At 66.1% G+C, this 13,009-nt stretch carries 12 protein-coding genes; 4 read left to right on the forward strand and 8 right to left on the reverse strand.

Going from position 1 to position 13,009, the window contains the following annotated elements:
- Positions 1-16: 16 nt before the first annotated feature.
- A complete protein-coding gene (locus tag CFB81_RS16210; protein WP_089435783.1) occupies positions 17-631 on the reverse strand; it encodes a CGNR zinc finger domain-containing protein in 615 nt (204 codons plus the stop codon).
- A gap of 81 nt (positions 632-712) precedes the next feature.
- Here CFB81_RS16210 and CFB81_RS16215 point away from each other — a divergent pair, with 81 nt between their 5' ends.
- Positions 713-1,528, forward strand: a complete 816-nt coding sequence (locus CFB81_RS16215; RefSeq protein ID WP_089435784.1) for an alpha/beta fold hydrolase — start codon at positions 713-715, stop codon at positions 1,526-1,528.
- A 23-nt stretch (positions 1,529-1,551) separates the two neighbouring features.
- Here CFB81_RS16215 and CFB81_RS16220 read toward each other — a convergent pair whose 3' ends face one another.
- The 5 genes from CFB81_RS16220 to phnA all read right to left on the reverse strand — a co-directional run bounded on the left by CFB81_RS16220 (position 1,552) and on the right by phnA (position 6,685).
- On the reverse strand, positions 1,552-2,310 hold the full coding sequence (locus CFB81_RS16220; protein WP_089435785.1) for an amino acid ABC transporter ATP-binding protein: 759 nt from the start codon (positions 2,308-2,310) through the stop codon (positions 1,552-1,554).
- Positions 2,307-2,987, reverse strand: a complete 681-nt coding sequence (locus tag CFB81_RS16225; RefSeq protein WP_089435786.1) for an amino acid ABC transporter permease — start codon at positions 2,985-2,987, stop codon at positions 2,307-2,309. Before CFB81_RS16225 ends, CFB81_RS16220 begins: the two co-directional genes overlap by 4 nt.
- Positions 2,988-3,001: 14 nt before the next feature.
- Entirely contained in the window at positions 3,002-3,784 is a 783-nt protein-coding gene (locus CFB81_RS16230; RefSeq protein ID WP_069618247.1) for an amino acid ABC transporter substrate-binding protein, read from the reverse strand.
- 180 nt (positions 3,785-3,964) lie between these two features.
- Entirely contained in the window at positions 3,965-5,419 is a 1,455-nt protein-coding gene (gene phnY / locus CFB81_RS16235; RefSeq protein WP_089435787.1) for a phosphonoacetaldehyde dehydrogenase, read from the reverse strand.
- A gap of 27 nt (positions 5,420-5,446) precedes the next feature.
- Complete coding sequence (gene phnA, locus CFB81_RS16240; protein WP_089435788.1) at positions 5,447-6,685, reverse strand: phosphonoacetate hydrolase; 1,239 nt, start codon at positions 6,683-6,685, stop codon at positions 5,447-5,449.
- Between the two features lie 501 nt (positions 6,686-7,186).
- Here phnA and CFB81_RS16245 point away from each other — a divergent pair.
- From CFB81_RS16245 to CFB81_RS16255, 3 genes are all read left to right on the forward strand, one after another.
- Positions 7,187-8,575, forward strand: coding sequence for an FAD-dependent oxidoreductase (locus CFB81_RS16245; protein ID WP_089435789.1), 1,389 nt, complete (start codon positions 7,187-7,189; stop codon positions 8,573-8,575).
- A 417-nt stretch (positions 8,576-8,992) separates the two neighbouring features.
- Positions 8,993-9,358 (forward strand): hypothetical protein, encoded by a 366-nt coding sequence (locus tag CFB81_RS16250; RefSeq protein WP_089435790.1) that lies wholly within the window; start codon positions 8,993-8,995, stop codon positions 9,356-9,358.
- Between the two features lie 8 nt (positions 9,359-9,366).
- The gene (locus CFB81_RS16255; RefSeq protein ID WP_089435791.1) at positions 9,367-9,594 is read left to right on the forward strand and encodes a hypothetical protein; all 228 of its coding nucleotides are present in this window, start codon (positions 9,367-9,369) and stop codon (positions 9,592-9,594) included.
- Between the two features lie 115 nt (positions 9,595-9,709).
- Here the strand turns inward: CFB81_RS16255 and CFB81_RS16260 are convergent, their stop codons facing one another.
- Together CFB81_RS16260 and CFB81_RS16265 are read right to left on the reverse strand one after the other, a co-directional pair.
- A complete protein-coding gene (locus CFB81_RS16260) occupies positions 9,710-10,435 on the reverse strand; it encodes a phosphonate utilization associated transcriptional regulator (protein WP_069618251.1) in 726 nt (241 codons plus the stop codon).
- A 208-nt stretch (positions 10,436-10,643) separates the two neighbouring features.
- Positions 10,644-12,815, reverse strand: a complete 2,172-nt coding sequence (locus CFB81_RS16265; protein ID WP_089435792.1) for a phosphocholine-specific phospholipase C — start codon at positions 12,813-12,815, stop codon at positions 10,644-10,646.
- Between the last annotated feature and the right edge of the window lie 194 nt (positions 12,816-13,009).

The following is a 13,009-nucleotide window of genomic DNA, read 5'->3' on the forward strand; positions in this document are numbered from 1 at the left end:
CGTCGCGACGCGCGCGTCACCGCTCCCTGAACGCCTCCACCTTCGCGCGATTCCCGCACGTGCGCATGTCGCACCAGCGCCGCCCGACGCCGCGGCCGCGGTCGACGAAGAACCACGTACACCGGCCGCACTGCCGCACGCGCGCGAAATCGTCGCTGCGCATCAGATGCTCGAAACCGAGCGCGACTGCGTCGATCCAGCGCGACGCGACACGCGCGTCGGGCCGCCACGCGAAGCGGCCGCCGACCGCGTCGAACGCGCTGCGGCCGATCGCTTCGCGGATCGCCACTGCGAGCCGGTCCGCCGCACGCGCGCCCGCGCTGCCGCCGCCTTCGGTCGTCAGGTGCGTGATCGCGGCGTACACGTCGTCGCGAAAGCGGTGCAGCGCCGCCAGCTCGCCGGGGCCGTCCTGCCGAGGATGACGCAGCAACCGCGCCAGATCGTCCGGCGTCAGCAATCCCGCCTTCCCTGCCCAAGCGCGCACGGCCGGCCAGTCGACAAGCTTCTCCTCGTCGCGTGTCTTGCCCGTGTCGGCCACCGTGTTGAGGAAGTCGAGCGCCGGATGACCGCCGACGAAATCGGCCGCGCTCCATTCGTGCTCATGTCGAGCCGGGTCGGATCGAGTAACCATTTATTTTCACCTATCGGTTTCACATCCGGACAATCCGGCGTAACCTGTTAACAACCGAAACAGGTTATCACGGAGAAGCCGATGCTCGAACTCGCGAACCGCTTCAATTTCGAAGGCCACCGGATTGCATGGGGCACGCTCGGCGAAGGCCCGCCACTCGTCCTTGTGCACGGCACGCCGTTTTCGTCGCAGGTATGGCGCCGGATCGCGCCGTGGCTCGCGCGGCGCCACCGCGTGTATTTCTACGACCTGCTCGGCTACGGCCAGTCCGACATGCCGGACGCGGACGTGTCGCTGGGCCGCCAGAACGCGCTGTTCGGCGCGCTGCTGAATGAATGGAAACTGTCGCGGCCGCGCGTGCTCGCGCACGACTACGGCGGCGCTACCGTGCTTCGCGCGCACTTTCTCGACGGCATCGCGTATGCGGATCTCACGCTCGTGAACCCGGTTGCGATCGCGCCGCAAGGGTCGCCGTTCGTGCGTCACGTCGCGCAGCACGAAGCCGCGTTCACCGGCTTGCCCGCGTACGCGCATCACGCGCTCCTGTCGGCCTATATCAGCCAGGCGGTCGCGCGGCCGTTGAGCGACGACGTGCTGTCGATCTACCGCGAGCCGTGGCTCACGCCGGCCGGGCAAGCCGCGTTCTATCGCCAGATCGCGCAGATGCGCCAGCGCTACATCGAGGAAGCGGAGGCCCGCTACGCGCCGCCGGACTTTCCGGTGCGCATCGTGTGGGGCGAGGACGACGTGTGGATTCCGCTCGAGCAAGGACAGGCGCTGGCCGATCGCATCGCGAACGGCACGCTGATCCGGGTCCCCAACGCGGGTCATCTGGTTCAGGAGGATGCGCCGGAAGCGATCGTCGCCGCCGTGCTCGATGGGGACGCACCGGGCTGAGCATCACCGCATCGCGTATCGCGTCAGAACACCGGCACGCCTTGCGCGAGCGTCGCGACGAACTTCGCGGTGCGCGGGTCGCGCGGCCGGCCGAATACGTCGCGCGATGCGCCGGCCTCGACGATGCGGCCATCGGCAAGGAACACCGCGTCGTGCGCGATCGACGCGGCCAGACGCAGGTCGTGCGTGGCCATCAGCATCGTCGTGCCTTCGCGTGCCAGCTGGCGCAGCACCTCGACCACTTCGACGGACAGCTCCGGATCGAGCGCCGACGTCGGCTCGTCGCACAGCAGCACCTGCGGCGACGGCGCGAGCGCCCGCGCGATCGCGACACGCTGCTGCTGTCCGCCCGACAACGTGGCCGGCCATGCGTCGGCCTTGTCCGCGATGCCGACCTTGTCGAGCAGCGCGAGCGCCCGTTGGCGCGCCTGTTCGCGCGGCCAGCGCTGCACGGTCACGAGCCCCTCCATCACGTTCTGCACGACGCTCAGGTGCGGAAACAACTGGAAGTTCTGGAACACCATGCCGGTCTGCTTGCGCACCGCGAACACCGCGTCGCGCGACGGCCGGTGCGCCGGCACGAAGTCGATGCGCGCATCGCCGACCACGAGCGCACCCGCCTCCGGCACTTCGAGCAGGTTCACGCAGCGCAGCAGCGTGCTCTTGCCGCTGCCGGATGGGCCGATCAGCGCCGTCACGCTCCCCGGCTGCAGTGCGAGGTCGATCCCGCTCAGCACGCGATGCGCGCCGAACGACTTGTCGATGCGTTCGAGGCGGATCATCGCAGCTCCGCGTGGAACAGCGCGTGGCGGCCGAAGCGAAGCTCCAGCCGGCGTTGCAGCGACGACAGCGCCGAGCTGAACAGCAGATAGATCAGCGCGGCTTCGGTATAGAGGATCAGCGGCTCGTAGGTCACGGCCGCGATGCGTTGCGCGGCCTGGAAGATTTCGGGCACGGTCAGCACGGCCGCGAGCGACGTGTCCTTCACGAGCGAAATGAATGAATTCGACAGCGCGGGCAGCGCAACGCGCGCGGCCTGCGGCAGGATCGCGCGGCGCAGCGCCTGCGCGCGCGTCATCGCCATCGAGTATGCGGCTTCCCACTGCCCCTTCGGGATCGACTCGATCACGCCGCGGATCACCTCGGCGTTGTACGCGCCGACGTTCAGCGAGAAGCCGATCACGGCGGCCGTCAGCGGATCGAGCACGATGCCGACGTTCGGCAACCCGTAGAAGATCACGAACAACTGTACGAGCAGCGGCGAGCCGCGGAACAGCCAGATATAGAACCGCACGACGGCCTGCGCCCAGCGCGGCCCGAACAGCCGCACGAGCGCCGCGCCGAACGCGAGCAACAGGCCGATCGCGAACGACGCGAGCGTGAGCGGAACCGTAAACACGAGCCCCGCGACCAGCAGGGGACGCAGCGATTCCACCATCAGGTGCAGCCAGGCCGGCATCGTTCAGTCTCGCGTCACGGCTGCGACACGTCGCGGCCGAAGTACTTCTGCGAGATCTTCGCGTAGGTGCCGTCCGCCTTGATGTCGGCGAGCGCCTTGTCGATCGCGGCCACCAGCGCGGGGCTGCCCTTGCGCAGCAGCACGCCGGACGCATCGCCCGCGCCGGTCTTGTCGGTCGCCGCGATCTTCAGTTTCGCGTCGGGCTTGTGCTTGCGGAAATCGAGGTACGACAGCGAATCGTTGATCGTCGCATCGACGCGCCCGGACGTCAGCAGGTCGATCGATTCGTTGAAGCCCTGCACGGGCACCACGTCCGCGCCGTGCGCGGCCGCGAGCTTGCCGAAATTGCTGGTCAGCGTGTTCGCGGATTTCTTGCCCTTCAGGTCGTCGAACGAGCGGATCGTCGTGTTGTCCGCGCGCACGATCAGCACCGCATGCGACGTGATGTACGGCGTCGAGAAATCGTATTTCGCCTTGCGCGCGTCGGTGATCGACACTTCGTTGACGACCGCGTCGTAGCGGTTCACGTCGAGGCCCGCGATCAGCCCGTCCCATTTGCCTTCGACGAACTGCGGCTTCACGCCGAGGCGCTGCGCGATCGCGGTTGCGATATCGACGTCGAAACCCGTCAGCTTGCCGGTCTCGTCGTGGTACGTGAACGGCGCGTAGGTGCCTTCGGTGCCGACGCGGAACACGCCGGACGACTTGATCTGCGACAGGTCGTCGGCAGCCAGCGCACTGGTGGCCGCGACGGCCTGCAGCAGCGCGACGACCAGGATGGAGCGGAGGAATTTCATGGTGCGGACCCCGAATGATTGGAGAGGATCGTCCCGCCTGCGCGCCTGCGCCGTGCGAGAGGTCCGCGAATTCTACCGATGCGTCGAGGCCCGGCAAAAACGCAAATCGGCTAACGATATGAGCCGATCGAATAACGCCCGCACCGGCCGCGATGCCGGCGCGGGCGCCTTACACATCGCTTACCACGGCAGCGAATACGTCTTCGTATTCGTGAAGCTCTTCATTGCTTCCTGCACGCCTTCCTTGTACCCGAGCCCCGAATCCTTCACGCCGCCGAACGGCGTCAGTTCGAGCCGATAGCCGGGCACCTCGCGCACGTTCACGCTGCCGACTTCCAGCTCGGTGATGAAGCGCGTGATGTGGTCGAAGCGGTTCGTGCAGACCGACGACGACAGCGCGTAGTCGGTGCTGTTCGACATCCGGATCGCTTCGTCGATGTCGCGAAAGCGCATGATCGGCGACACCGGGCCGAAGGTTTCATGCTTGACCAGCGGCATGTCGGGCGTCACGCGATCGACGACGGTCGGCGAATACAGCGCGCCGTCGCGCACGTTGCCGGCCAGCAGCCGCGCCCCGCGCGCGATCGCGTCGTTCACCTGCTGCTCGCAGAACTTCGCGGCCGCTTCGTCGATCACCGTACCCATGTCGACCGACGGATCGGACGGATTGCCGTACGACCACGCGCGCGTCTTCTCGACGACCAGCTCCGTGAAGCGATCGGCCACCGCCTCATGCACGAGCATCCGTTTGATCGCCGTGCAGCGCTGCCCCGAATTCCTGTACGAGCCCGACACCGCGAGCGTGCTTGCTTCGTCGAGATCGGCATCTTCCATCACGATGATCGGATCGTTGCCGCCGAGTTCGAGCACCGCGCGCCGGTAGCCCATCCGCGCGGCGATCGACTTGCCGATCGACACGCCGCCGGTGAACGTGATCATGTCGATCGCCGGGTTCGTGATCAGCTCGTCGGCGATCTCCTTCGGGTCGCCGGTGATCACCTGCAGCATCTGCGGCGGCAGGCCGGCTTCGTACAGGATGTCCGCGAACAGGTAGCACGACAGCGGCACCTTCTCCGACGGCTTCACGACGATCCGGTTGTTGGTCGCGACCGACGGCACGATCTTGTGCGCGACCTGGTTCATCGGGTGATTGAACGGCGTGATCGCCGAAATCACGCCGAGCAGCGGGTCGCGCTGCGTATACACGCGGCGCTTCTTGCCGTGCGGCGTCAGATCGCACGAGAAGATCTGCCCGTCGTCCTTCAGCACTTCGCCGGCGCCGAAGGTCAGCACGTCGGCCACGCGGCCGGCCTCGTACGTCGAATCCTTGATGCACAACCCGGCCTCGGCCGTGATCAACGCCGCGATCGCCGCGGTGCGCGCACGCACGATGTCGGCCGCGCGGCGCAGGATCGCCGCGCGCTCATGACGCGTGAGCGCCGGCCGGTACGCGCGCGCGACCGCGAATGCGCGGCGCACGTCGTCGAGCGTCGCCTTCGGCACGGTGCCCACCCGCGCGCCGTCGTACGGGTTGCGCACGTCGATCACCGCATCGCGGTAGATCTTTTCACCATCGATTCGCAGTGCTTCGCGACGAAGCTCGTGGACATCCGTCGATACTGCAGTGGCGTTCATGACTGTCTCCTGGCGGATGCGTCCGCGTCACTGCAGATGGTTGAGCGCGATGTCGACGATGTCGAAGTTGCGCAGCCGCGCGCGGCCGGCGACGTCTGGCGCAACCGGCTTGCTGAAGATCAGCGGCACGATCTGCTCGGCGATCCCGCCGTGCGAGCGCAACGGCACGTCGAGGCCCGACAGGTCGTGCTTGATGCGGCGCGTGCCGAGCACGACGTCGTGCTTCGAGATCACGATCAGGTCGCCCATCCGCGCGGGCGGCAATTCGAAGCGCGCGCAGCCTTCGGCGCCCGTCAGCACGACCTCGATGCCGTCGACCGCGGCGAGCCGCGCGCGCAGCGCCTCGGCATCGGCCGTCGCCGGCACGTAGACGGTCGCGAACGAACCGAGCGCGCCGTGGTGCACGACGTACGGATCGGTGATCGGCAGGATCACGCGCGCCGCATCGTGGCCGAGCCATTCGTCGAACAGCTCCTGCAGGTAGATCACGTTCGGCTCGCCGGTCGCGCCGTCGTGCTTCGCGTTCATCCCGTGATCCGCGGTGATCGCGACGATCGCGCCGAGTTCGTCGAGTCGCTGCAGGTAGATGTCCATCATCGCGTAGAACGCGTTCGCGCCGGGCGTGCCGGGGGCGCACTTGTGCTGCACGTAGTCGGTGGTCGACAGGTACATCAGGTCGATCGGGCGCGTCTCGAGCAGGCGCACGCCGGCCGCGAACACGAATTCGGACAGATCCGCGCTGTACACGCTCGGCACCGGCTTGCCGACCAGCTCGAGCACGTGGTCGATGCCGTTTTCGGCGATGTTCGCCTCGTCGGCCTTTTCCGACGAGAAGCAGATGCCCTTCAGCCCCTTGCCGAGCAGGCGGCGCAGCTTGTCCTTCGCGGTGATGACCGCGACGCGCGCCCCCTGTTCCGCGAAAGTCGCGAGCACGGTGGGCGCGACGAGGTACTTCGGATCGTTCATCAGCACCTCGGCGCCGGTGTCGCGATCGTAGAAGTAGTTGCCGCTGATCCCGTGGATCGCCGGCGGCACGCCGGTGACGATCGACAGGTTGTTCGGGTTCGTGAAGCTCGGCACCACGCACTCGCCCTTGAGCGCCGTGCCCGGCTTCAGCAGCGTGCGCAGGAACGGCGCGACGCCGGCCGCGGCGGCTTCCTCCAGATATTCGTATGCGCAGCCATCGACGCAGACGACCACCACGGGCTGGCGCATCCAGTTGTAGCGGCGGCCGTTCACTTCCACGGATACAGGCATTTCAGTCATGACGTTCAGTCCTTTCCGATCGAAGGGGTGAGCCGTCGGCGCCCGCGCCGCGCCGATGGGAAGTATTTCCAGGCTTGACATTAAAAGTGATGATTTGTAGATTGTCAACAACATGCAGAGAACAGAAAGCAAAGACTGACGGCTAACGTCCACGAAGGGAGGACCACCCAGCGGCCTCGTGTCGCGGCGCGGTTTTTATCAGGCGGTCAAAAAGCGCGGCTACATTGGGTATCGGGCAAGCTCGCCGAGGTCGACGCGTTCCGCGTCCGCTGCATCGGCCACTTCGACGAAGCCGGTATTCCGGGAGCGATCGCCGATACGCTGAAGGCGATGGGCGTGCGCCGCATGTCCGCGGAAGCGAGGGCCCGGCTCGACGAATCGGGCCGCGCTGCGACGCTGCCGTGCATCGCGGTGCGGCGGTGCCGATTTCGCGTTCGCACTGGTTTTCTTTTTCGCGCCGTGTGCGGCACGGCAACCTCACCCTCACTGGTACGACATCCGATGCGACCCTTCTGGATCGAACAAGCGCTGTTCAACGACGGCGACCTCGCCCCCGCGCTGCAAGGTGCGACGCAGGCCGACGTGTGTATCGTCGGCGGCGGCTTCACGGGCCTCTGGACCGCGATCCAGGCAAAGCAGCAGCACCCGGCGCTCGGCATCGCGATCCTCGAGGCCGACCTGTGCGGCGCCGGCGCGAGCGGACGCAACGGCGGCTGCCTGCTCACGTGGTCCGCGAAATTCCTGACGCTGCGGCGCCTGTTCGGCGAAGCCGAGGCGATCCGGCTCGTGAAGGCGTCGGAAGCGGCCGTGCAGCACATCGCCGATTTCTGCCGCGCGCAAGGCATCGATGCGGAGCTGCGGCTCGACGGCACGCTGTACACCGCGACATCGCGCGCGCAGGTCGGCACGCTCGCACCGGTGCTCGACGCGCTCGCCGCGTGCGGCGTCCACAGCTACGAACCGTTGCCGCCCGCCGAAGTCGCGCGCCGTTCGGGCTCCGTGCGCAATCTCGACGGCGTCTATTCGCCAATCGCCGCGACCGTGCATCCCGGCAAGCTCGTGCGCGGGCTGCGCCGCGTCGCGCTTGCGATGGGGATCCGGATCTACGAGCGCACGCCGATGCTCGACTTCACGCCCGGCCACCCGGCCGTCGTGCGCACGCCGGCCGGCAGCGTGAGCGCGGGCAGGCTCGTGTTCGCGATCAACGCATGGATGGCGAGCCGCTTCCCGCAGTTCGAACGGACGATCGCGGTCGTGTCGAGCGATATGGTCATCACCGAGAAATGTCCGGATCTACTGGAAAAGACCGGGCTGATGGACGGCGTGTCGGTGCTCGATTCGCGGATCTTCGTGCACTACTACCGCACGACCGTCGACGGCCGGCTGATGCTCGGCAAAGGCGGCAACACGTTCTCGTGGCGCAGCCGCATCGCGCCCGTGTTCGACCGCCGCTCGCCGTACGAGGCGCAGCTCACGCGCAGCCTGCGCGAATTCTTCCCGTCGCTGGCGGACGTGCCGATCACCGCGAGCTGGAACGGGCCGTCGGATCGCTCGGTGACGGGTTTCCCGTTCTTCGGCCGCCTCGATGGCGCGCCGAACGTGTTCTACGGCTTCGGCTATTCGGGCAACGGCGTCGGGCCGACCTACATGGGCGGGCAGATCCTGTCGTCGCTGGTGCTGGGCCTCGACAACGCGTGGACGCGCAGCCCGATCGTGCGCGGCCCGCTCGGCCATTTCCCGCCGGAGCCGATCCGTTATGTCGGCGCGCACGTCGTGCGCAACGCGATTCGTCGCAAGGAGCGCGCGGAGGACGAGAGCCGGCAGCCGTCGGCTATCGATACGTGGCTCGCGAAGTTTGCGAGCGCGGCGGGGAAGGCGGATAAGGCTTGAAATGTGATAAGGCGTGCTTGATGTTGTGGAGGCGGCTGCCGTGACACTCGCCCCGGGCCAGCGATCCGCCCGACAACCCCAGCAGCATAGAATGCCGCGATATTTATCGCGATGCAAGAGAACCGGCAATCACGATTTTCGCCCCCCTTCTTCGTGAAGGGAGTGGAATTTATCTCGTTTTCCCGAAAAACACATTTCAAGAAGTCCATCGTTGTTTACACGAGATGTCTTGACGGCCGGCATGCTTCGGAAAGCACTTCTCGGCTTCAGACGCGGATTCGAAACGCCACCGGACAAGTACCATTACTGGAATCTGAACCAGCATCGCAATTAAATTCTATTTAAATAACGAGATTAAGTTTCTCAAAAAAATTATTTGCTAGCATTCAGCCCATACATATTAAATAAGGGGCCAGCATGCTTCCTTCAGATTGTTTTCTATTAAGCGAGGATCTTTACCGCCTCGGCAATTCAACGAGCCCCAGATTGACTCATATCCGGCCCAGAGATATAACTATCGTTCAGATCAACGGCATCGACGTCGTGCAGTCGAACGGCAAGGGGATCAGTCTCTTCACCGCTGACGGCATCAAGCATCGCCCTGTCGGCGGATGGGTGTGGCGATTCAAAAAAGGGGCTTATGTTCCTGGCGATTTGCAGATCGTTCCGGACGGCAAAGATCACTATGTGATTGCTCCGTCGAGGAGCATGCCCCTTGACAAATACAAGGGACTTCTTGAAGAAATGGCTATGTTCGCCACGCGGGAATTCAACAAAAAATAGGAGTTCATATGGAAACCATGAAACTCGAACTGACAGCCAGCCAGGTCAAAATCGTCCTCGAGGCGCTTGCCGAAACAGACAAGCACTGGACCGAGATCTGCAACACATCCGACGACGAGGACGTCGCGGCCGATTACAGCAACGACCTCGTCCTGCTGCGAATCGTCAGAGACGAAATCACCCCAAAGGCGATCGCGGTATTCGGCTCCGACGTCGTCAATTTTGACCGAGTCTGAACCCGTCCGGCACGGCGAAGAAAGTGAACCTCGCTTAAACAGGAAAGAGCGCCGATCAATCATATCGGCGCCCTTTCGTCATCGATCTACCGGCCACACGTCCCGCGCCCGTTGTTCACGCCCCCGCCTTCTCCCGCGCCGCCTTGCTCGTCACCGGCAGCCCCTGCTCATGCATGCGGCGCATCCGCGCGAGACCATGCGCGACGTGCTCGCGCACGAGCGCGACAGCCTTGTCCTCGTCGCCGGCCGCGAGCGCCTGCACGATCTTGTCGTGCTCGGCCGCCGACACCGCGATCGCATCCTCCTCGGCCTCGATCGCCGCCTGGCGCAGCAAGCCGAGCTGGCGCACGAGCCGCCGGTAGGTATCGGTGAGATGCGTATTGCCGACACCGACCACCATCGCGTCGTGGAACTGCACATTCAGCTCGGTATAGCGCGTGACGTCGTGCGTCTTCGCCGCATCCTTCATCGACTGGATGATGCCCTTCAGCACTTTCAGCGTATCGGGCGAGATGCGCTTCGCGAGCGCGCGCGCGACCGACTCGTCGAGCATCGCGCGCACTTCGTAGATCTCCTCGGCCTCGCGTAGCGGCACGATGCGCACGGTCACGCCACGGTTCTTCTCGTTGCGCAGCAGGCCGGCCTGTTCGAGCGCGCGAAACGCCTCGCGCACCGGGCCGCGCGACACGTTCAGCTTGGTCGCGATATCGACTTCGTTGAGCTTTTCGCCCGGTGCGTATTCGCCGGACACGATTGCGCGCTCGAGCATGTCCTGGACGATCATCGCGAGCGACTGACTTTGCAGGAGTTCGATGGCGCTGAGGGCGTTCGGGGCAGTCATGGGCGGGCTGGCAGCGGGGTAGAGGTCAAAACGCGGGCGCCATATCGGCGAATGATCGTTGTATACCCCTCGCCCCGCCAAATCGTCAACAGTTTTCAGTTTCCAAAAGCCAATCCGGCGTACCGCTCCGCAATCGCAGCACCACGGGCACGCGGCGGTCGCGCGGTGCGGGCGAAGCCTCCCATATCGCGCGCCGCCTGCACCGCCGTCAGGCCGTGTGCTTCACCGGCCCCGGATCGCTGTGACTCGGCCGGCCCGTCTCGACGTGGCCCGCGAAGCGGCGCACGACCTTGTCGCCGCCGCCGCGCAGCGTCGTCGCGGTGATCGTCAGGTCGTACCAGCCGTGGCTCGACGACAGCTCGAAGTGCGCCTCGACGCGCTCGCCCGGCTCCAGCGTGTAGGTGCGCGCATGCGCATGGCTGTACGCGTTGTCGACCGTCACGCGGCACGTCGCGCGCCCGCTGTTGCGCAGTTGCAGATACACGTGGCGATTGCGCACGTCGTAGCCGATCTTCGCTTCGGGGTTCGCGTGGCGGCCATCCGCGGCGAGCCGCGTGTTGCCCTGGAATTCGCACAGATAGCCGTTCGGGCCGTAGGCGGCCAGATGGTAGTCGCCGCGCGCGGCCGACGTGCTCCATGTATCGACGAAACGGTCGCGCGCGGACACCGCGTAGCGGCGCGGCGGCGTCGCCGGGTTGCGGCGGTCGTACACGTAGAACGCGGCGCCGGCGTCGCCGGTGTTCGCGAAGTCGAGCGACACGGTGTCGTCATGCGCGCCCACGCGGCTGTGCACGAACAGCTCGTACGGCAGCGCGCGCGCCGGGCGCGTGCCGGGCTCCTGCGTCGGCATCGACTGCTGCGCGGGCACCTGGTACGCCTGACCGGCGGTGGCGATGTGTTGCGGCACCGTGAAGCTCACCGGGCGCGTATCCGGCCGCGCGGAGAAGTCGAACGCCGACGTGAGGTCGCCGCAGATCGACCGGCGCCACGCGCTGATGTTCGGCTCCTTCACGCCGAACCGCGCTTCGAGGAAACGCAGCACCGACGTATGGTCGAACGTCTCCGAGCAGACCCAGCCGCCCTTCGTCCACGGGGAAATGATGATCAGCGGCACGCGCGGCCCGAGGCCGATCGGCTGGATGCCGCCCGGGTCGGCGCCCGGCACGAGCGGGCTCATCTCGCCCGGGTACTTGTTCAGGTCGAGCAGCTCGTCGCCGAGATTCGACAGCAGGTTCGACGACACGATGCCCTGCCCGCCCACGCCGCTCGTGACCGGCGGCACCGGCGGCACGACGTGGTCGAACAGCCCGTCGTTCTCGTCGTAGTTCAGGATGAACACGGTCTTCGCCCACACTTCGGGGTTCGACGTCAGCGCCTCGAGCACCATGTTGATGTAGAACGCGCCGTCGGTCGGCGACGCCTGCGGGTGCTCGCTGTACTTGTACGGCGACACGATCCACGACACCTGCGGCAGCCGGTTGGCCTGCACGTCGGCCTTCAGCTCGGCGAGCGTGTGGTCCGACGCGCCCTTGTCGACCAGCGGGCCGCTCGCGCCTTCCTTCACCTGGAAGCGCTTGAAGAACATCAGCGAGTTGTCGGTGTAGTTGTCGGTCGGGTCGCCCGGGATGCCGGTGCCGCCCTGATACACCTTCCAGCTGATCCTCGCGTTCTCGAGGCGTTCCGCGTAGGTCGTCCACGTGTAGCCGTTCACGTCGTTGCGCTCGCCGATGCCCGGGCCGTTCGGCGCGCTGCCGTAGACGTTGCGCGAGTCGACCGTGCCGGTCCACAGGTAGATGCGGTTCGGCGCCGTGTCGGCGTGCGCGGAGCAGAAGTACGAATCGCAGATCGTGAATGCGTCGGCAAGCGCGTAGTGGTACGTGAGATCCTGGCGCTTCAGGTAGCCCATCGTCAGCACGTCCTGCTTCTGGTTCACCCACTGGTCCCACTGGCCGTTGTTCCAGGACAGGTGGCCGCTGCTCCAGCCGTGGTTGGTGCCCGGCTGGAATTCGGTCGTCTGCTTCGGATCGAGATAGAACGGCAGCACGTATGGCGCCGATGGATCGAGCCCGCGCGAATGGTAGTTCTTCGTGAACACCGACGCCGGCGGCTGCTGCCACACCGGCGCGCCGTTCGGCAGCAGGTGCGGGCGCGGGTCGTCGAAGCCGCGCACGCCGCGCAGCCCGCCGAAGTAATGGTCGAACGAACGGTTTTCCTGCATGAAGATCACGACGTGCTCGACGTCGCGGATCGTGCCGGTGCGATAGGCGGCCGGCATCGCCAGCGCATTGCGGATCGCGGGCGGGAAGCCCGCGTAGGCGGCCATCGCGCCGGCCGACTGCGCGGCGAGGCGCAGGAAATCGCGTCGATTGTTCGAGGACATGAAGAGCACCCTGTGGTCGGTGGGAGTGGGGGCGCCGGGCGAGCGGGCCGGCGATCTGGCGTCGCCGTTATTACCCCGCACCGGCATGTCCCTGCCGTGACCGGTTCCCGCAGGTTTCTTGCGGTCACCCCCAGCTTTTTTTCGAAGTCGCCCCCGACGCGCCTTTCATCCGGCCGACACACGCCCGCGCTACG

This window comes from Burkholderia sp. AU28863 (assembly GCF_002223195.1).
In the GTDB taxonomy this organism is placed as follows: domain Bacteria; phylum Pseudomonadota; class Gammaproteobacteria; order Burkholderiales; family Burkholderiaceae; genus Burkholderia; species Burkholderia sola.